20 protein-coding genes and 1 pseudogene are annotated in these 19,731 nt (G+C 57.4%); 4 read left to right on the forward strand and 17 right to left on the reverse strand.

The window, feature by feature from the left end; translation table 11 throughout:
- Window positions 1-6 precede the first annotated feature (6 nt).
- From HU755_RS00485 to HU755_RS00515, 7 genes are all read right to left on the reverse strand, one after another.
- Window positions 7-1,305: an MFS transporter gene (locus HU755_RS00485; RefSeq protein ID WP_186630196.1), complete on the reverse strand. Its 1,299-nt coding sequence runs from the start codon at window positions 1,303-1,305 to the stop codon at window positions 7-9.
- Window positions 1,306-1,361: 56 nt separating this feature from the next.
- Window positions 1,362-2,381: a sugar kinase gene (locus HU755_RS00490; protein WP_186630197.1), complete on the reverse strand. Its 1,020-nt coding sequence runs from the start codon at window positions 2,379-2,381 to the stop codon at window positions 1,362-1,364.
- The gene (locus tag HU755_RS00495) at window positions 2,374-3,156 is read right to left on the reverse strand and encodes a sugar phosphate isomerase/epimerase (RefSeq protein ID WP_186630198.1); all 783 of its coding nucleotides are present in this window, start codon (window positions 3,154-3,156) and stop codon (window positions 2,374-2,376) included. Before HU755_RS00495 ends, HU755_RS00490 begins: the two co-directional genes overlap by 8 nt.
- 152 nt (window positions 3,157-3,308) lie before the next feature.
- Window positions 3,309-4,337 carry a substrate-binding domain-containing protein gene (locus HU755_RS00500; protein ID WP_186630199.1) on the reverse strand — a complete coding sequence of 343 codons (1,029 nt, stop codon included), beginning with the start codon at window positions 4,335-4,337 and terminating at the stop codon, window positions 3,309-3,311.
- A 143-nt stretch (window positions 4,338-4,480) separates the two neighbouring features.
- Window positions 4,481-5,122 (reverse strand): DUF1345 domain-containing protein, encoded by a 642-nt coding sequence (locus tag HU755_RS00505; protein WP_186630200.1) that lies wholly within the window; start codon window positions 5,120-5,122, stop codon window positions 4,481-4,483.
- A 180-nt stretch (window positions 5,123-5,302) separates the two neighbouring features.
- Window positions 5,303-8,401 carry an efflux RND transporter permease subunit gene (locus tag HU755_RS00510; protein WP_186630201.1) on the reverse strand — a complete coding sequence of 1,033 codons (3,099 nt, stop codon included), beginning with the start codon at window positions 8,399-8,401 and terminating at the stop codon, window positions 5,303-5,305.
- A gap of 15 nt (window positions 8,402-8,416) precedes the next feature.
- Window positions 8,417-9,574, reverse strand: a complete 1,158-nt coding sequence (locus HU755_RS00515; protein ID WP_186630202.1) for an efflux RND transporter periplasmic adaptor subunit — start codon at window positions 9,572-9,574, stop codon at window positions 8,417-8,419.
- 263 nt (window positions 9,575-9,837) lie between these two features.
- Between HU755_RS00515 and HU755_RS00520 the strand changes: the two genes are divergently transcribed.
- Together HU755_RS00520 and HU755_RS00525 are read left to right on the forward strand one after the other, a co-directional pair.
- Window positions 9,838-10,539: a response regulator transcription factor gene (locus tag HU755_RS00520; RefSeq protein WP_186630203.1), complete on the forward strand. Its 702-nt coding sequence runs from the start codon at window positions 9,838-9,840 to the stop codon at window positions 10,537-10,539.
- A 4-nt stretch (window positions 10,540-10,543) separates the two neighbouring features.
- Window positions 10,544-11,845 (forward strand): ATP-binding protein, encoded by a 1,302-nt coding sequence (locus tag HU755_RS00525; protein WP_186630204.1) that lies wholly within the window; start codon window positions 10,544-10,546, stop codon window positions 11,843-11,845.
- Window positions 11,846-11,860: 15 nt separating this feature from the next.
- Here HU755_RS00525 and pncA read toward each other — a convergent pair whose 3' ends face one another.
- The 3 genes from pncA to HU755_RS00540 all read right to left on the reverse strand — a co-directional run bounded on the left by pncA (window position 11,861) and on the right by HU755_RS00540 (window position 13,157).
- Window positions 11,861-12,493 carry a bifunctional nicotinamidase/pyrazinamidase gene (gene pncA, locus HU755_RS00530; protein ID WP_186630205.1) on the reverse strand — a complete coding sequence of 211 codons (633 nt, stop codon included), beginning with the start codon at window positions 12,491-12,493 and terminating at the stop codon, window positions 11,861-11,863.
- Between the two features lie 49 nt (window positions 12,494-12,542).
- Window positions 12,543-12,710 (reverse strand): hypothetical protein, encoded by a 168-nt coding sequence (locus HU755_RS27355; RefSeq protein WP_186630206.1) that lies wholly within the window; start codon window positions 12,708-12,710, stop codon window positions 12,543-12,545.
- Between the two features lie 111 nt (window positions 12,711-12,821).
- Complete coding sequence (locus tag HU755_RS00540; protein WP_186630207.1) at window positions 12,822-13,157, reverse strand: DUF2834 domain-containing protein; 336 nt, start codon at window positions 13,155-13,157, stop codon at window positions 12,822-12,824.
- Between the two features lie 251 nt (window positions 13,158-13,408).
- On the opposite strand from HU755_RS00540, the pseudogene ilvA reads away from it, so the two are divergent.
- Window positions 13,409-14,404, forward strand: a pseudogene (ilvA, locus tag HU755_RS00545) (threonine ammonia-lyase, biosynthetic); the annotation flags it as partial.
- A gap of 36 nt (window positions 14,405-14,440) precedes the next feature.
- Here the strand turns inward: ilvA and eco are convergent.
- Window positions 14,441-14,926: a serine protease inhibitor ecotin gene (eco, locus tag HU755_RS00550; RefSeq protein WP_186630209.1), complete on the reverse strand. Its 486-nt coding sequence runs from the start codon at window positions 14,924-14,926 to the stop codon at window positions 14,441-14,443.
- A 363-nt stretch (window positions 14,927-15,289) separates the two neighbouring features.
- Between eco and HU755_RS00555 the strand changes: the two genes are divergently transcribed.
- Complete coding sequence (locus tag HU755_RS00555) at window positions 15,290-15,559, forward strand: DUF1652 domain-containing protein (protein ID WP_186551408.1); 270 nt, start codon at window positions 15,290-15,292, stop codon at window positions 15,557-15,559.
- Here the strand turns inward: HU755_RS00555 and HU755_RS00560 are convergent.
- From HU755_RS00560 to HU755_RS00580, 6 genes are all read right to left on the reverse strand, one after another.
- Window positions 15,556-15,954 (reverse strand): hypothetical protein, encoded by a 399-nt coding sequence (locus HU755_RS00560; protein ID WP_186630210.1) that lies wholly within the window; start codon window positions 15,952-15,954, stop codon window positions 15,556-15,558. The genes HU755_RS00555 and HU755_RS00560 overlap by 4 nt on opposite strands.
- 89 nt (window positions 15,955-16,043) lie before the next feature.
- Window positions 16,044-16,313, reverse strand: coding sequence for a DUF2790 domain-containing protein (locus tag HU755_RS00565; protein WP_186551409.1), 270 nt, complete (start codon window positions 16,311-16,313; stop codon window positions 16,044-16,046).
- A gap of 361 nt (window positions 16,314-16,674) precedes the next feature.
- A complete protein-coding gene (locus HU755_RS00570; protein ID WP_186630211.1) occupies window positions 16,675-17,523 on the reverse strand; it encodes a hypothetical protein in 849 nt (282 codons plus the stop codon).
- Between the two features lie 88 nt (window positions 17,524-17,611).
- Window positions 17,612-18,004, reverse strand: coding sequence for a sel1 repeat family protein (locus HU755_RS27360; protein ID WP_238349921.1), 393 nt, complete (start codon window positions 18,002-18,004; stop codon window positions 17,612-17,614).
- Entirely contained in the window at window positions 18,001-18,747 is a 747-nt protein-coding gene (locus HU755_RS27365; protein ID WP_238349922.1) for a tetratricopeptide repeat protein, read from the reverse strand. Before HU755_RS27365 ends, HU755_RS27360 begins: the two co-directional genes overlap by 4 nt.
- Window positions 18,748-18,753: 6 nt before the next feature.
- Entirely contained in the window at window positions 18,754-19,728 is a 975-nt protein-coding gene (locus HU755_RS00580; protein ID WP_186630212.1) for a tetratricopeptide repeat protein, read from the reverse strand.
- Between the last annotated feature and the right edge of the window lie 3 nt (window positions 19,729-19,731).

A 19,731-nucleotide genomic window follows, 5' to 3' on the forward strand; every position in this document is an offset into this window, starting at 1 on the left:
ATTCCTTCAGGAGTGCGCCGGCACGCGCGGCGTGGCGACGGCGTTGGCGACGACGCGATCACTGGCGCCGGGCTTTAGGAAAATGGTCAGCACCACCGACAGCAACAGTGCGCCGCTCATCAACAGATACGACGCGCCAGGCGAACCGGTGGAGCTGTTCAGGTAGCCGACCAGATACGAACCGCCGAAAGAGCCGAGTGCGCCCATGCTGTTGATCAGCGCCATCGCGCCGCCGGCGACGTTGGCCGGCAGGATTTCCGGGACGATGGCAAAGAACGGCCCGTACGGCGCGTACATGCAGGCACCAGCAATCACCAGCAGCGTGTACGACCACCAGAAGTGTTCGGCGCCAAGTGCGTAAGAACCGTAAAACGCGATGGAAGCGATCAGCAGCGGCGGCCAGACGAAGCGTTTACGCTTCTGCAATTTGTCCGAACCCCACGACACCGCGAGCATGCCGATCACCGCCGCCAGATACGGCAGCGCCGACAGCCAGCCGGCCTCGATCATGTCCATTTGCGCGCCGGCTTTAAGGATCGACGGCAGCCACAGGACGAAACCGTAAACGCCGATGCTCCAGCAGAAAAACTGCAGGGCCAGAATGATGACTTTCGGCGAACGGAACGCCTCGGCGTAATTCTTCACCGCTTTGATCCCGACCTGCTCAGCGGCAAGGGCGCTTTCCAGGTCGTGTTTTTCCTGCTCATTGAGCCACTTGGCCTGGGCTGGACGATCATCGGCCAGACGCCACCAGATAAACGCCCAGAACACCGCTGGCAAGCCTTCGATGATGAACATCCAGCGCCAGCTGAAATGCTGCACCAGATAGCCGGAAACCACCGACATCCACAGCATCGTCACCGGGTTGCCGAGGATCAGAAAGGTGTTGGCGCGCGAGCGTTCGGCGCGGGTAAACCAATGACACAGGTAGACCAGCATGGCCGGCATCACCGCCGCTTCGACCACGCCGAGCATGAAGCGGATGACGATCAGCCAGTAGGCGTTGGACACCACGCCGGTCAACGTGGCGAGACCGCCCCAGAGAATCAGGCTGACGAAAATCAGCTTCTTCACGCTGTGCTTTTGCGCGTAGATCGCCCCCGGTACCTGGAAGAAAAAGTAACCGAGAAAGAACAGCGCCCCTAGCAGCGAGGACAGGCCCGGAGTGATCATCAGGTCTTCGGCCATGCCGGACGCGGCGGCAAAACCGTAATTGGCGCGATCCAGATACGCCAGGCTGTAGGTGATGAACACGATGGGCATGATGTACCACCAGCGGCGGGTGGCAAGGGTTGCGGTTTTCATGGTGTGACTCCTGAGCTTGTTGTTTTTGTCGCAGCAGGTTCAATGATTTACGGTGACTATGCGGGCCTCTTCGCGAGCAGGCTCGCTCCCACAGGGGAGTGCTTTTCAAATGTAGGAGCGAGCCTGCTCGCGAAGGCGGCCTCAAATTCAACGGATAACTCCAGACGGGTCGGCAACCCCTCCATATCCCCGCGACTCTGCACCGCGCGACTGCCAATCCAGTTGGCACGCTGCACCGCCTCGGCAAAACTCTGGTGTTCCAGCAGGGCGCTGATCATCCCCACTGCGAAGCCGTCACCGGCGCCCACCGTATCGACGACGTTGGTCACCGGCACACCCGCGATAAAGCCCTGATCCAGATGCGTGCGGTAATAGGCGCCCTCCGGCCCGAGCTTGATCGCCACCGCCTCGGCGCCCTGATCCAAATAAAACGCGGCAATGTCCGCCGGGTCGTCGAAACCGGTAAGCAAACGACCTTCACTCAATCCCGGCAGCACCCAGTGGGCGAGGGCGGCGAGATGGTTGATCTCGCGGATCATCTCGCCCTCGCTGGCCCACAGGCTCGGGCGCAGATTGGGGTCGAATGACACGCTGCGCCCGGCATTACGCATGCGGGTCATCAACTCAAAGGACATTTCCCGTGCCGACGCCGACAGCGCGGGCGGAATCCCCGTGGCATGCAAATGGCGGGCGTTAAGCAGCGATGGTGTGATCGATTGCGGCGACAGATGACTGGCTGCCGAACCGCGACGGAAATACTCGACCTGCGGGTCGCTGCCATCGTCGTTGCGCGATTTGAACTGGAAGCCGGTCGGATGCTGTTTATCGACGTCGACGTGACTGCAATCGAGTCCTTCGTTGACCAACGTCTCGACCACAAAGCGTCCGAGCGAATCGTTGCCGACCCGGCTCAGCCACGCCACGTTAAAACCCAGGCGCGACAGCCCGATCGCGACATTGCTGTCGGCCCCGGCGATGCGCTTGTGAAAATGCTCGACTGCGGCCAGATCGCCGGTCTGCTCGGCGACCAGCATCGCCATGGTTTCGCCGAACGAGAGAATATCGATCTCAGACATGGGCAGGCTCCAGGCGCGATTGACCGAGGCGGGCGAGGGCGGCGACGTGTTCGCGGGTCAGTTGCACCAGGTCATCGCCCTGCAGTGGATATTCGGCGGCGCGCATAACGCCTTGGTCCATGTGCCTTAGCAGTTGTTCCCACAGATGCAGGTCGCTGATGGCCGGCGGTACGGCGACCAGTTTGCCGTCGGCGCGGCGGGCCACGGCTTTGCAATGCACATAACCCACGTGACGGCCGAGCGCGCGGGCGGCGCTGGCGGCGGACTGGTCCTGCCAGTGCCAGTTGCCAATATCGAAGGTCATTTTGATCGGCAGATCATGCTGCTCGACGGCGTCGAAGAAACGCTGAAACGGCTCGATGCGCCCGCCCTGCAAGGTCTGATCGTTCTCTACCAGCAGTTGCACGGGGCTGTGTTTGAGCCGCTCGGCCAGTGCCTGCAAATCAGAGTTATCAGTGAAATAGCCGAGCGATACTTTCAGCCATTTCGAACCGAACGCCTGGGCCTGTTGCAGCGCAGTGATCAATTCGGGATTCGGCTGCGCCTGGCCGGCGAGCCACAGTTCGGTGGGCGAGGAATAGATGCTTTGCAAACCCTGCGCCTGAGTGGCCTGGGCCAACTGCGCAGGATCTTCGCGTGTCAGCAGTTCTTCGCGCCACTCGATGCGATTGGCGCCGGCCGCGGCGAGGATATCGATGAAAGAATCTTGCCCACGCTGGCGCACAAGCTCGGCGCCGTAGCTGGACAGACTGATGGAAACGGCGGGTTTATTCATTGTTATTGACCTCTGAAACCGGTTTCATTTTTGTTCAAAAAAATATCAGGTGTTTCTTTGGTGCTCTTGAGGGCCTCATCGCGAGCAGGCTCACTCCTACATTGGAAGGCATTTCAAATTGTAGGAGTGAGCCTGCTCGCGATGGCGTCATTTCAAGCGCCACGGACCCCAAGGGTCGAGCCCCGCTCAACCAGCACCGGCGCAAAATCCACCACCCGCGCCACTTCATCATCCCCACGCAAACGCTTGAGCAGACACTCAAACGCCCGCGCGCCAATTTCCTGGGTCGGTTGCGCAAGAGCAGTAATCCCGCTGCCCACCAAGGGATACCAGTCCAGATCATCCAGCGCGATCAGTCCGACATCCTCAAACAGGCGCACACCGAGCGCGCGCAACACACGAGTCGCCTCCAGCGCCGCTACGCCATTGGCGCAAAACAGCGCTTTCGGCCCTGCATCGGTTCGGTTCATAAACGTCTGAAGTTGGCTTTCAAGATCATCACCGGTTTCAATAACTTCACCGGCTAACCCCGAGCGCTGCGCAACCTGCGCCTGAAAACTGCTGACCCGCTCGATCCGCGAACTGGTGCCGTCGAATGGTTCGGTGACCAGCAATAGATTGCGATATCCGCGCTGCTCAAGGTGTGTGAGTGCCATTTCAATCGCTTGCGGGTTGTTCAGCCCGACCATGTCGCTGTCGAGCCCATCGACTTTGCGATCCACCAGCACCATCGGCATCTCGCGGCGCAACGCGTGTAACTCGTCACGGTGATGGCCCAGCGTGTTCACGATCAGCCCCTCGATGTTGTACGAGCGCAACAGCGCCAGATGCTGGCGCTCCTGTTCATCATCGCGGTCGGTATTGCACACCACCAGACTGTAACCGTGCGCACGGCAGGCGGTTTCCACGCCGTGCATCACTGCAATCGAATAAGGGTTACGGATATCGGCGACCAACATGCCGATCAGACGCGTCCGACCGCGTTTCAGGCCGCGGGCCATTTGGTTGGGGCGATAGCCGAGTTCGCTGATGGCCTGTTCGATGCGCAGGGCAATGGCATCGGAGAGCAGGGCGCGGTCATCGCCAATGAAGCGCGAAACGCTCGCCTTGGATACGCCGGCGCGTTCGGCGACATCAAGCATGGTCACGCGACTGCGTTGGGCGATGGAAAAATCATTCACGGTCTGAAACCTTGTTATTGGATTTATAGGGTGTCAGTGACTGGAAGGAACTGAAACCGGTTTCAGGAAACACCAAAAACAAATCCATCGTCAAGTGAATGATTGCCTGACCTCCACCCGACGCCGACGGGCGGGGTTAACGGTCAGCCGAGCAAACCTGCCGCGATATTGATGGAGAAGCCCAGGATTGCGGTGTTGAACACGAAGCCGATCAAGGATTGCGCCAATACGATTTTGCGCAGCTCCCGTGTGGCGACGCCGACATCTGCAGTCTGCACGGCCACGCCAATCGTGAACGAGAAGTACAGGAAGTCCCAGTAATTGGGCGTGGTCAGCCCTTCAGCGAAGCGTAGCGCGGGTTCCCTGCCGTCCCAGGTGTAGTAGAGGCGCGCGTAATGTACGCAGAAAATCACCCCGATCAGTAACCATGAACCGATAACGGTCAACGCAGTGAAGCCGTAGTGAAGCAATTTTCGCGAGCTTTCCAGGTCCTTGCTGCCGGCCAGTTCGAGAGTAATGGCAGCCAGACTCGCCAGCGCGGCGATGCACACCACGAATAGCACCAGGCCCGCATTTTCATCTTCGACTTCGGCGATGCGTTTGACGTCCGGCGCCTTGGCGCGCACGGTCAGCCAGAACATCAGGATCAGGTACGCCCAGACACCGGCATTCCAGCCGACGAGGATTTTGCTGACGATCGAATCGGCGGGCGCCAGAAGTCCTGTCGCGAGGCCGAACAGTGTGGCGGCAGACAAGCGAGGCTGGGTGCGGGCTAGGAAGCGCATGGGGACTCGATGGGCCAGGGTGGTTCAGATACCTTAGCCCAGCGATGTGAGGTGTGACTAGAATGCTGGCTGTATGCAAATCCTGTGGGAGCGAGCCTGCTCGCGAAGACGTCGGTAGATTCGACATCAATGTTGGCAGACCGGATGCATTCGCGAGCAGGCTCGCTCCCACAGGTTCGATCAGTGATGCTTGGTAAATCGCCGCACGAGCTTCATCACGACGACAAAGAACACCGGCACGAAGATCACTGCCAATGTTGCGGTGATCATCCCGCCGATCACGCCGGTGCCGATTGCCTGCTGACTTGCCGAGCTGGCACCCGTGGCAATGGCCAACGGTACTACGCCAAGAATGAACGCCAGCGAGGTCATGACGATCGGCCGCAGACGCAAACGCGCTGCTTGCAACGTCGCGTCGATCAGATCGTGGCCTTCATCGTACAGGCTCTTGGCGAACTCGATGATCAGGATCGCGTTCTTCGCCGACAGGCCAATGATGGTGATCAAGCCAACCTTGAAGAACACATCGTTGGGCATCCCGCGCAGCGTCACTGCCAGCACCGCGCCAAGCACGCCCAGCGGGACTACGAGCAACACCGAAGTCGGGATTGACCAGCTCTCATAAAGCGCCGCCAGACACAGGAACACCACCAGCAACGACAACCCGAGCAGTATCGGCGCCTGGTTGCCGGACAAGCGTTCCTGCAACGACAAACCGGTCCATTCCTGGCCCAGACCTGTCGGCCCTTGGGCAACCAGACGTTCTATTTCCGCCATGGCCTCACCAGTGCTGTACCCCGCAGACGGTTCGCCGGAGATCGCAATCGCCGGGTAGCCGTTGTATCGGGTCAACTGCGCCGGGCCTTGAATCCAGTTGGCCTGGACAAATGCCGACAGCGGCACCATGTTCCCGGCGTTGTTGCGCACGTGCATTTTCAGCAAGTCATCGACCTGACTGCGCTGGTCGCCCTCAGCTTGCACCACCACGCGCTGCATGCGGCCCTGATTGGGAAAGTCGTTGATGTAGCTGGAACCCACTGCAGTGGACAGCACGTTACCAATGTCGGCGAACGATACGCCCAAGGCGTTGGCCTGCTTGCGATCGACGATCAATTGCACTTGCGGCGCTTCGGCCAGTGCGCTTTCACGGACATTCATTAACACCGGACTTTTTTCCGCGGCGGCGAGCAGTTCTGTGCGCGCCTGCATCAAGGTCGCGTGGCCGAGGCCGCCGCGATCCTGCAAGCGAAACTCGAAACCACTCGACGTACCGAGACCATCCACGGGCGGCGGCAGTACCGAGAAGGCCATGGCGTCCTTTATCTGGCTCAGGGCGACGTTGGCGCGGTCGGCAATCGAACTCGCGGCATCGTCGCTGCCACGTTCCGACCAATCCTTCAGCGTAGAAAACGCCAGCGCCGCGTTCTGCCCGCTGCCGGAGAAGCTGAAACCGAGAATCACCACACTGTCGCTGATGCCTGGTTCGCCGGCGTTGTGGGCTTCAAGCTGTTCGGCCACTTGCACCGTGCGGTTCTTGGTCGCCCCGGGTGGCAACTGAATATCGGTGATGGTGTAACCCTGGTCTTCCGTCGGCAGAAAGGAGGAGGGCAGGCGCGAAAAACACAGTCCCAGACCCACCAGCAGCACAACGTAGATCAACAGGTAGCGACCGGTGCGTTTCAGTGCATACCCGACCCAGCCCTGATAGCGATCGGTCAAGTGCTCGAAACGCCGGTTGAACCAGCCAAAGAACCCGGTCTTCTCGTGATGCTCGCCCTTGGCGACAGGCTTGAGCAATGTCGCGCACAACGCTGGCGTCAAGGTCAGGGCGAGGAATGCCGAGAACAGAATCGAGGTCGCCATCGACAGTGAAAACTGCTGATAAATCACCCCGACCGAACCTTGCATGAACGCCATCGGAATAAACACCGCGACCAGCACCAGGGTGATGCCGATAATCGCGCCGGTAATCTGTGTCATCGCTTTGCGCGTCGCTTCCTTGGGCGAAAGGCCTTCAGTCGCCATGATGCGTTCGACGTTCTCGACCACGACAATCGCGTCGTCCACCAGAATGCCGATGGCCAGCACCATGCCGAACATGGTCAACACGTTGATCGAGAACCCTAGCGCCAGCATGGTCGCGAACGTGCCCATCAGCGCCACCGGCACCACCAGCGTCGGGATCAGCGTATAGCGCACGTTCTGCAGGAACAGGAACATCACCGCGAACACCAGCAGCATCGCTTCGCCGAGGGTGTAAACCACTTTGGTGATCGAGACCTTGACGAACGGTGAGGTGTCGTACGGGATCTTGTATTCCACGCCTGCCGGGAAGTAACGCGCCAGCTCATCCATTTTTGCCCGCACCAGCGTTGCGGTGTTCAGCGCATTGGCGCCCGGCGACAACTGCACGCCGACGGCCGTGGACGGCTTGCCATTCAAACGGGTGCCGAATTGGTATTCCTGACTGCCGATCTCGACTCGCGCGACATCGCCGATGCGCACGGTAGAGCCGTCGCGATTGGCCTTGAGCACGATGTCGGCGAACTCTTGCGGCGTCGACAACTGGCCCTTGACCAGAATGGTCGCGGTGATTTCCTGCGACGAGGGCGACGGCAGATCACCGATGCTGCCCGCCGAGACCTGAGCGTTCTGCGCAACGATGGCTTCGTTGACGTCAGCCGGGGTCAGGTTGAAGGCAATCAGTTTCTGCGGATCGATCCAGATGCGCATGGCCCGTTCGGCGCCATACAACTGCGCCTTGCCGACGCCATCGAGACGCTTGATCTCGTTCATCACGTTACGCGCCAGATAATCGCTGAGCGCGACGTCATCGAGCTTGCCGTCGCTGGAGGTCAGGGTGAGCAGCAACAGGAAACCGGACGAGACTTTCTCGACCTGCAAACCTTGCTGATTGACCGCTTGCGGCAGGCGTGACTCAACCACTTTCAGGCGGTTTTGCACATCTACCTGCGCCAGTTCCGGGTTGGTGCCGGGCTGGAACGTCGCTTTGATCGTCGCGCTGCCAAGGCTGCTCTGCGATTCGAAGTACAGCAGGTGATCGGCGCCGTTGAGTTCTTCCTCGATCAGGCTGACCACGCTTTCATCGACGGTCTGCGCCGACGCGCCCGGGTACACGGCATAAATTTCAATCTGCGGCGGCGCGACATCGGGGTACTGCGCCACCGGCAACTGCGGGATGGCCAGCGCACCGGCCAACAGGATGAACAACGCGACAACCCAGGCGAACACCGGGCGGTCGATAAAGAACTGCGGCATAAAAAAGCGTCCTGCTTACTGACCAGAAGTCTGGGCGAGTGGAAGAGGGGTTTCGTCGATCTGCACTTTTTCGCCGGGACGGGCATGTTGCAGGCCTTCGGTGATGATGCGGTCGCCGGGCTTGAGGCCACCGGTAACAATCCAGCGATTGTTCTGCACCGCGCCCAGTTGCACCGGTTGCAGCGCCACACGCAGTTGCTCATCAACCGTCAGCACCTGGGCAACGCCGGCGCTGTCACGCTGTACGGCCCGTTGCGGCACGGTGATGCCGTTCTGGATGGTTGCCTGCTCGAGACGCACACGGATGAAACTGCCCGGCAACAGGTCGAGATCCGGATTGGGGAATTCGCTGCGCAGAATGATCTGCCCCGTGCCCGGATCGACCGTGATGTCGCTGAATAGCAGTTTGCCCGGTAGCGGGTAGAGGCTGCCGTCATCCTGAATCAGCGTGGCTTTGACCTGATCGCGGCCGACTTCCTGCAACTGCCCGGAGCGGAATGCGCGGCGTAGCTCGTTGAGTTCGCGGGTCGACTGGGTGAGGTCGGCATGGATCGGGTCGAGCTGCTGGATCAGTGCCAGCGGCGTGGTTTCGTTCTGCCCGACCAGCGCGCCCTCGGTGACCAGCGCGCGACCGATTCGGCCTGAAATAGGCGCGGTAACGGTGGCGTAACCCAGGTTGAGCTTCGACCGTGTCACAGCGGCTTTGCTGGCGGCGACGTCGGCGGCGGTCTGCCGCGCATTGGCCCGTGCGTTATCGTAATCCTGAGCGCTGATGGCCTTGTCGTCGATCAACTGCGCATAGCGCTGCTCCTGCAATTTTGCCTGGAAGGCGTTGGCCTCGGCCTTGCGCAGCGCCGCTTCGGCGCTATCGAGGTCAGCCTTGAACGGTGCCGGATCGATGCGAAACAGAACGTCGCCCTGTTTCACGTCGCTGCCTTCACGAAAGGTACGTTGCAGCACTACGCCGGCGACCCTGGCGCGCACTTCGGCGATCCGTGGCGCGGCGATGCGCCCGCTCAGTTCGCTGCTGATGGACAGGGGGCGGGCCTGGAGGGTCTCGATGCGCACGGTCGCTGGCGGCGTCTGTTGTTCGGCGTTCGAGGATGAATCACAGGCGCCCAGCGACAGCGTCATTGCGATCAGGCCGAGCCCGGCCAGCAGTTTCTTCGACATGTACAACCCCCAATATTGATGGCCGCATCCTACGGCCAGACGAGGAGGTTAGCGGTGAAGCTTTGTAGCTGCTGTGTGAAATTGTGTAAGGGTTTTGCTCAGGGGCGGGTGAGGACGTATATCCTGCAGGCCTGAAATTTATTGCGACAGTTCGATCGCTTTCGCGAGCAGGCTCGCTCCCACATTTGTCTACGATGTCCTCTGGGAGCGAGCCTGCTCGCGAATGAGCCCTGACTGTCGCCACTGCATCTTCTGGAACACCCATGCCCAACATCCTCCTGGTCGAAGACGACACCGCCCTCGCCGAACTGATCTCCAGCTACCTGGAACGCAACGGTTACTCCGTCAGCGTTATCGGCCGTGGCGACCACGTGCGCGAGCGGGCGCGGATCAATCCGCCGGATCTGGTGATCCTCGACCTGATGCTGCCGGGGCTGGATGGCCTGCAAGTCTGCCGCTTGCTGCGCGCGGATTCGGCGATGCTGCCGATACTGATGCTCACCGCGCGCGACGACAGCCACGACCAGGTGCTGGGCCTGGAAATGGGCGCCGACGATTACGTTACCAAACCATGCGAGCCGCGGGTGTTGCTGGCGCGGGTGCGCACGTTGCTGCGCCGCAGCAGTCTCGGCGAACCGATGACGGTCAACGACCGCATCGTCATGGGCAACCTGTGCATCGACCTGTCCGAACGCACCGTCACCTGGCGCGACCAAGCGGTGGAACTGTCCAGCGGTGAATACAACTTGCTGGTGGTGCTCGCCCGGCACGCCGGCGAGGTGCTGAGTCGCGATCAAATCCTGCAACGCTTGCGCGGTATCGAATTCAACGGCACTGACCGCTCGGTGGACGTAGCGATTTCCAAGCTGCGGCGCAAGTTTGACGATCACGCGGGCGAGGCGCGCAAGATCAAGACTGTGTGGGGCAAAGGCTATCTGTTCAGCCGCTCCGAATGGGAATGCTGAGCTGATGTTTCGCATTCTGTTTCGCCTGTATCTGGTGACGATCGTTTCGTACAGCGCGGCGATTTATCTGGTGCCGGATCTGGTGGTGATGGCCTTCAGGGATCGGTTCGTCACCTATAACCTGGATTTTTCCCGTGGCCTGCAATCGCTGATCACCAAACAGTTTCATGCTGCACCGCAGGATCAGTGGCCAGCCATCGCGGCGACAATGGATAAGGAATTCCAGCCGCTGCACATTGTGCTGACGCGTATCGACGACGCTGTGTTCACGCCCATCGAGCAGGAGCGCCTGCACCGCGGTGAAAACGTGGTGCGCATCGGCGACTGGGGCTGGCGCACGTTGGCGGTCACCCCGCTGAATGATGAGATGGCGGTGCGCATGGTCGTTCCGCCCGATCCGGTGGACGTCGATTTGTTGTATTGGAGCATCAACGTGCTGATCGGCGCGACATTACTCGGCTGCCTGCTGCTCTGGCTGCGTCCGCACTGGCGCGATCTGGAGCGCCTGAAAAGCACCGCCGAGCGCTTCGGGAAAGGCCATTTGAGCGAACGGACGAACATTGCCCCAAGCTCCAACATCGGCAGCCTGGCCAAAGTCTTCGACACCATGGCCGGTGACATTGAAAACCTCCTGAACCAGCAACGCGACCTGCTCAATGCTGTTTCCCACGAATTGCGCACGCCATTGACGCGTCTGGATTTCGGACTGGCGCTGGCACTGTCCGATGATTTGCCGGCCCCTAGCCGCGAACGCCTGCAAGGGTTGGTCGCGCATATTCGTGAGCTGGATGAATTGGTTCTGGAGCTGTTGTCTTACAGCCGCTTGCAGAACCCGGCGCAATTGCCCGAGCGAATCGAGGTGGCGCTGGATGAGTTCATCGACAGCATCCTGGGCAGTGTCGACGAGGAGCTGGAATCGCCGGAGATCGTTATCGATGTGTTGCTGCACGGTCAGTTGGAACGCTTTGCGCTGGATCCGCGTCTGACGGCGCGAGCGATCCAGAATCTGCTGCGCAATGCCATGCGCTATTGCGAAAAGCGCATTCAGATTGGTGTACAGGTCAATGTCGACGGCTGTGAAATCTGGGTGGACGATGACGGGATCGGTATCCCCGACGACGAGCGCGAGCGGATTTTCGAGCCTTTCTATCGGCTCGACCGCAGTCGCGACCGGGCGACCGGTGGTTTTGGCCTGGGCCTGGCAATCAGCCGCCGGGCTCTGGAAGCTCAGGGCGGGACCTTGACGGTAGAACACTCACCACTGGGTGGGGCGCGATTCAGGCTTTGGTTGCCGGCCACGGCCTGAATCCGCGGAGCGCTATCAGGTCGGCAGATCCGACGATTGAATCAGGCCGACGCCGGCCTCTTGCATCCGGGTGATCGCGGCGGCCAGCGAACCGTCCAGATCAATCGCCCGGCAGGCATCCAGTACCACAAACACATTGAATCCCGCCGCGCGCGCATCCAGCGCCGAAAACATCACACAGAAATCCAGCGCAAGCCCGACCATGTAGACCGTGTCGATGCCACGCTCTTTGAGGTAGCCAGCCAGTCCGGTGGTGGTGCTTCGATCCGCTTCGAGAAAGGCTGAGTAACTGTCGATGTCAGGATTGCAGCCTTTACGGATGATCAATTGAGCATGAGGCAAATCGAGCTGCGGATGAAGCTCGGCCCCGGCGCTGGCTTGCACGCAATGCTCGGGCCACAGCGTTTGTTCGCCGTATGGCAACTCGATGACATCGTAAGGCTGACGCCCGGCATGACTTGACGCAAACGAGATGTGGCCGCGCGGGTGCCAGTCCTGAGCAATGACGACCTGTCTGAATTGGCGTGCAATGAGGTTGACCAGCGGCACAATCCGGTCACCTTCAGGCACCGGCAGTTGTCCGCCGGGAATGAAGTCGTTTTGAACATCGATCACCAGCAATGCAGTGCGAGATGCAGCAATGGGCACAAGGCAATCCTCGTTGGAAAAAACTCGGCCCAGTTTAGCAGGATGGACGTCAGCCGCTGGTCTGTAACACGCATTGCTGGGTCTTGCTGTCCCAGATCTGGCCTTTCGGGCATTCAGGTTTTTTGACCGCGTCGGTTTCATCGCTGGCAAGGATTGAAGGGCTGGACAGGGTGGCGACCAGCAGTGGGACGACGAGCAGCACTTGGCGGATAGTCATGATCAATCTCCACTTTCTTATGCCTGGAGCGGGATGTGTCGTTCTTCTTTTCAGTGACTGTTCAGTGTTGAAGAAGATTCAAAGGTTGTGTGGCTGGCCTGCTACCGTTGATCAACTCACCGAAGCGGTCTTACCCACTCTGCGCCGCTCCTGAATTCCACGAACCACCAGATACAACAACGGCCCCACCGAGACGAATACCGCCGTCAGCACCAGATAAGGCACTACCGACCAGACCGATCGCCCGCGAGCCCTGGCATCCTTGAACATCCACACCCCGGCCAATGTCGCCAGCAGATACAGATCAATCACCACCTGCGCCGTGTCTGGGCGCGACATCAGGCTGATCCCGAAGTCGATCAATGACTGTTCCGCCTGAACCATCACTGAAAGGGTGTAACCGCTAAAAGCGAGCAAGGCGGTGAGAGGCAGGGCGATGGACATCATGGATTCCTTCCTTGGGTGGTAAGCAGAACCGCCAGCCTACCGGCAGCTCGCAAAATAGGCCATTGACTTGTCAGTCGCCCGCAGGCTAATTTCCAGCCCATGACTTTCACCGTATTGCGCCACCAGCCAAGCATTATTACCGCCATTCCTCATTTGGCGGGCTAGCACACGGCTGCAGCACCCAACCCGCCCCTGGAGGCGGGTTTTTTACTTTCTGTCTCCCGGGTTCTGAAAAACGTCAGGAGACGACCATGCCGTATAGCCCCGCCCAGCAAGCCCTGCTTGAACACTATGTGAAACAGATTCTGGCAGCGCCGGTGTACGACATTGCCGTGCGCACGCCGTTGCAGGCAGCGCCGGCACTCTCCGACGCGCTGGGCAACCGCGTCTTGCTCAAGCGCGAAGACCTGCAACCGACGTTCTCCTTCAAGATTCGCGGCGCCTACAACAAACTGGTGCAACTGAGCGATGAGCAAAAGTCCCGTGGCGTCATCACCGCATCGGCCGGTAATCACGCCCAAGGTGTGGCGCTGGCCGCGCGAGAGTTGGGCATTGCGGCGACGATCGTCATGCCGTCGATGACACCGGAGCTCAAAGTTCTTGGGGTTCGCAGTCGCGGTGCCGAAGCGCTGCTGCACGGCGAGAGTTTCCCGTTTGCCCTGGCCCACGCGTTGCAACTGGCACAGCAAACCGGGCGCACCTTCGTTTCACCCTTCGATGACCCGCAAGTGATCGCCGGGCAGGGCACCGTGGCGATGGAGATCCTCCGCCAGCATCAAGGTGCTCTGGATGCGATCTTTGTTCCGGTCGGCGGCGGTGGCTTGATCGCCGGCATTGCGGCTTACATCAAATACCTGCGCCCGGATATAAGCATCATCGGGGTCGAGTCAGAACACTCGGCCTGCCTGCAAGCGGCGATGGCGGCGGGAGAACGCGTGGTGCTGCCGTGCGTCGGTACGTTCGCCGACGGCGTGGCGGTGGCGCAGATCGGGGCATTCGGTTTCGAGGTTTGTCGTTTTTGCGTGGATGAGGTCATCACTGTCAGCAACGACGAACTGTGCGCTGCGATCAAGAACATCTATGACGACACCCGTTCGATCACCGAGCCTTCCGGTGCATTGGCCGTGGCTGGAATCAAGCGCTATCTGGCGCGAACCGGGGTGCGCGAGCAAACCTTTGTCGCCATCGATTCGGGCGCCAATATCAACTTCGACAGTCTGCGTCATGTCGCCGAGCGCGCCGCTGTGTGCGGCGTCACGGCGTGATGAGAGCAGAAGCGGCGATTATTGCTGGAGGGCGGTGCCGACTTTGTCCGCCGCCGACCAGATGCGATAGCGCACCTCAACGTCAGCAGGTGCGTACACCACGACCGGCAGTTTGCTGTTGTAGCGCAACATGAAGCCATCCCCGACGACCGGCACGAACGCGCGTTTCTTCTCGCTGCCGGGCGGACAGGCCATCATCGTACTCATCGGGCCGATAACCGTCTCCAGGCGATAGAACGGATAACCCCAGCCTTCAAGATTCTTTTCATCCAGAACGCCGCCCAGGCGCTGACGGTTGCAATCCACTTCCAGGGTCTTGCCAGCGAGAATTTCGACCTGGAAGTTTTCTTCCTGCTCCTGTTTGGGCAGGTGAATGACTTGGCGGGTGAATCCAGCTTCTGCCTTGGGGTACGGCGCGACGTCTTCAAGCCTGGCGGCGTGGGCGAGGGTGGACAGGCTGGCGAGGATCAGGCCAGTCGTCGCATAGATACGTAAAGAACTCATGGAAGCCTCCGTGCAGGTGAGATTGCACAAGCATTCTTGCCGCCATGGCCTCCGAAAGCAAATTCGTCGGGGATTGCATATTGCAGGAGACGGGTGGTCGATTCATGCATTTTGCAAATAGCAAAGTACTGGCCCCGTCGCCAAGTCTTTGATTTCGCTAGGCTCAAAATGACCTGACCAGAGGCATGGTTTATGCGTCGTAATAGTGCAGCGCACCGGGTTTGGGCGCCTACACTCCAATGAGCATTTCGCAGTACCGCCCGTTGCCGACCAGGGAAAAGCGGGGAGCACACCCGTGCAGGATCGGCAAAAGGTCAGTGTGAATAGTTGATTGGCAAACGCATAGAAAGGAGAGGGTTCGCCATGTTTTTATCTGCCTTGGAACTTCGTAACATCATCGAAAGCAGCTTTCTGCCGAAACGCTGCCAATGCACGTTATCGCCAGACCTGTCGATGACCGTCAAAGTGTTCGGCGACCATCGAACCGATCAAGCCGATTTGTACGTCAGCGGAATCGACGCAAGCCGACTCAACAGCTGCCGTGAAATCAACAACCTGGTCGCGGGCTTGCGTTCGGATCTCGCCCAACAGACAGCCTCGCATCAGCACAGTCCACGATCCCGAGCCATTTAACTCACCGTTTCAACCTGTTCGACCGTCACGCGCCGGGCCTGCACAAAGCCAAGGCCCAGCGCGAACTCGACCAGCACCGCGAGCAAAATCCCGGGGCCGGCATGGCCGTTGAGCCATTCGCCAAAACCGAGCACCGCCAAGCCGAAACAGCCGACGATAAAGCCATTACTGAGCGCATTCCGGGTGACGGATGGCGGTGAATTGCGCAGCCAATAAAACATCACCCCCAATGCCACAAACAACACCGCGCTACGTCTTGCGACTACGCCGGTGCCTTCCGAATAGCCAATACTCCAGATCGCCAGCAATACATCCGGGAAAAAGCCCCAGACCAGCGCCAGCAGAAAACACAACATGGAAGTGAAGGTCGACAACGTACGAAACGACAACTGCATGGCCAGTCCTTGCGGCAGTAGGGAAGGCCTGAGCATACCTTCTGAAAACAGCTTAAACCTACTGCCAAACCGCAAATCAGAATTTTCTGTCAGTTCTGCAGACTGCACGCGTCAGACAATTTCCTGTAACTGATCTCTGCGGGCTTGCCAGTGTTGTCGATGTACTTCATATCGGCCGTAATCACCTTACACTCCTGCGTCGGCGGCTCGGTTAACGAAAGCACCTTCGCCACGTGAAGTGGCATGCCGTATTGGTAGGGCACAGCGTTGGACAGGGTAGTGGTGTCATTGGCCTGGGCCAGCCCGGCGAATGCGCTGAAGGCGAGGGTGGCGGTGAGCAGGAAGGGATGAGTGTTCATGAGGGGACTCCCGTGTGGCGGATAGGCGCCCGGCGTGAAACCGGACGAGCCTGCCGCACTGGGCGTCAGCGTGAGAGCTGAAGTTGTGCGGTGCTGTAGAGTTTTTGCCTGGGGTGTTAAGGGAAGGTTAACCAAAAAGAATGGGGGCTGAGTTATTTACCGTTACTACTCGTTCTGTCTAACTTGGGGCGCCTGATTTCAGTTTTCCGCTTAAAAAACTGGCAATTAAATTTTGCTTACCATATTAGCTGCGAGCTCCATCGCAGCAAGAGGATAGCCATTGTTAGCGGAGGCCCTGAACAAGGGGTCGTTTTTTTGAGGAGATATCGCCGAGCTAGGGGCCTTTGTGGAGTGAATGTTCTTATTCATTGCAGTTAGGGTATGCCGTGCATTCGCGGCCGTTCATCTTGAATGTTCTAAAGGTTGGAGGTGTCTGGCATCGATTTGATGTTGTGCTGCCCTGACAAGGCCTCCACCCTCCGGTAGTTTTGATCCATCGGTTGAGCATGCTGGGTTCTTCATCTTTTGATAGATGGAAGGTAAATTTTACGTTTTTACCGTTAAGGCTTGATCGTTGAATTGCGCCCCCCGGTTTGCTGCGCTCATAATAGTCAGAGGGTATGCTCCAATCTGTATTCGCCGCGCTGCAAGATAGAATCTTGGAAATTCCGTTCTTTTCAATTCTTGCGATGCTAAGTTGAAACAACCAAGTGCATAGACCTCTAAATTCAGGATTTTCACTCCGTGGTTGCGTTGAGTTCGCATGAGAGGGGTCTCCTGTCACAGATATTCCCCCGACATCTCCACCGATATCCAGTGAAGATGTCCCATAGCGCCCTTCGATGGCGACATCTACTCGAGTCAACTCCATTTTGCATCCGGCTGCACGATAGCTGAGCGGAATATCGAACCGGGCGGTTTGCTCTACATTTTTTACATGGATTTCATCTGTTTTTTGATGCCGTCTTGTTACATGCCCACCCAAGCCCGCTGAATATGTTCTACAGTCCTGTCCAACTTGTGGCGAGTATTGTGATTTTGCTGTGAGCCCAAAGTTGGCGGGTGTAGTCGCTATCAGGGTGAAAGAGTCGGCCCCATAATAGCCGGTCGCACCTTTTAGATTGTTGCATCCGCCAATTAAAGAAAGCGCCAGAAGCAATGCTGACTTTTTACCAAATAAAAGCTGGAAATTACACTTTTGTTGCTTCATAAGGCATGTCGATAAATTAGGTAAAAAAGCGCGCAAAAATCAAAGTGTTTATCAGTGTCGCTAAAGTCTCTGTAAACATGCATTACTATTAATAACCTAATTTGTCAGGAAAAAACGAGAGGGGCGGATGGTCTGCCTTCCACATTTTTGCAAGTTCTTTTGCTTTTTCTATTTGTTCTTTTGATAGGTGTTTTTCTACGTCAGGCAATGTGTCGTTGACATCTCGCATTACGTTGCCTCCGCCATTAAGCTCCAGCAGATCTGAAAGTAAAGCATATGACTTTATTGGGTCGAAGGCAAAACCGTACTTGGAGTTTGCTTCACCTATGTAGGATGCATATCCAAACACGCCTTCTACGTAGCTCGTGTCAGCTGCTTTTTCGTTCCAGAATCTGAACGAAGCTAGATCATTTTTTTCGATCATGATTGCGGCTAACCCCATCATTGCGAGTGGATAACCATTTTCAGCAGACGCCTTCATCCATCGTTCGATAGCTTGGTTGCGCCTTGAGGTAGTAAAAATGAACCATTCCCTTCTTGGTACTTCGTCGCCAGACGGAACTGAGCAAATGCGAATCCGTTTTCCGCCGACTTCTCCAACCAGTCATCGTTGCCTGTCATTTCATATAACAGGTATATCGATTCGCTATCTCCCTGCTTTGCCCGTTGAATTGCAAGGCTTTTGGCCTTAACCACCCAGCTGCCAGCAGAATTTTCACCTTGAGGACAATTTTTCATGGTTGAACACAAATCTTCTTCAATTCTCCCAAGGCGAATCATCGCGTAGATATTTCCTTTTTTTGCGGAGCTTTCGTATGCTTTTTTAGCCTCCGGAGTCATGTGGCGGCTGTTTTTTCTTAACGCTTCACCCAGATAGTAAAGTCCTTCATCGTCACCGCCTTCGGCTGCTATTTCTAGCAGCTCAATTGCAGAGCTAGCTTTGTATTGATTGTAAAGCTCTATGCCCTTGATTTTTGCGTTGGATTGTTCGTTCGTAGGCGCGAATGTCTGGGGCGACGCTAGTGTGAATAAAGTTAATGTAGCGGTGACCACTTTTAGTAGTGTAAGTGATAAATTGCTTTTCGATTGCAACTGTTTTATTGGTGTATCGGCCTTCGCAAAACATCTTAAGAAGATACAGCAGAGCGCCAACGCCAAGGCTGTCGATTGTTCTAATTCGGGAAGATTAGCCTCGTAGCGCTTATTTCTTGCGTTCAGCTTCATTACCAATTAAAAACCTAATTTCTTTGGAAAGAAAGAAAGGGGCGGGTGCGTGGCCTTCCACTCAATTGCATATTTTTCCGCTTCCTCAATCTGGGTCGATGTCATTTTTGCGGCAATTTTAGGAAGCTTTCCTTCCACATAAACTTGAACGTTTCCACCGCCATCCAATTCTTTTAGCAAAGAAACCAGTGCGTAGCCCTTGATCAAATCGATGGGGTAGCCAACTTTGTCGGGTGTGTGGGAAAGATATGCACCATAGGTTGCGACAGCATTTTGATAGCCGGTTTTTGCCGCTTCTTCCCACCAGTGTCGAACACCTTCTAAATCATTTCGCTGGGAAAGAATCGAAATATATTCAATCATTGCGGGAGGGTAACCTCCTTCCGAAGCAGCCTTTAGCAACTCCTCCTCGGCACTCTTTCTTTTCCAAGGCAGCAAAAATGTGCCTTCGCCCTCGGCGTAACGATTAGCGAGCAACCACTGTGACGGTGCATATCCAGCCGCTGCTGACTTCTGCAACCAATTCAACTCTGCGGTCGCGTTGTAAAGCACAGCCATTGCTTCGCCGTCGCCACTCAAAGCGCGAGGTGTAGCAGTTTTTATCAATAAATCTAGCCAGTCACTTGGTTTTTTGCTACTAGCAGGACATTGGCTGACAACCGAGCACAGGTCTTCCGATACGGTGGCAAGTTTGAACATCGCATAATAATCACCCTGTGATGCTGATGCCTCGTACCATTTTTGCGCTTCAGCGGTCATTCGTTTTTTTTGCTGTCGAAGCTCGTCAGCTAGATAGAATTGTGCTTCCGCATCGCCCGCTTCGGCTGCGATACGAAGTTCGAATTCTGCCGGTTTGTATTGATTGAAAAGCATTATTCCGCGAGTTTTTGCAGCTTGTTGAGTTGGTGTTAGTTCGGCAAGTACATTGTTTGATAAAAGGATTGCAATGGTGGTTGCTATATATATAAGTGCGCGCGACATTTC

It is taken from the genome of Pseudomonas sp. SWRI111 (genome assembly GCF_014268555.1).
Lineage (GTDB): Bacteria > Pseudomonadota > Gammaproteobacteria > Pseudomonadales > Pseudomonadaceae > Aquipseudomonas > Aquipseudomonas hamedanensis.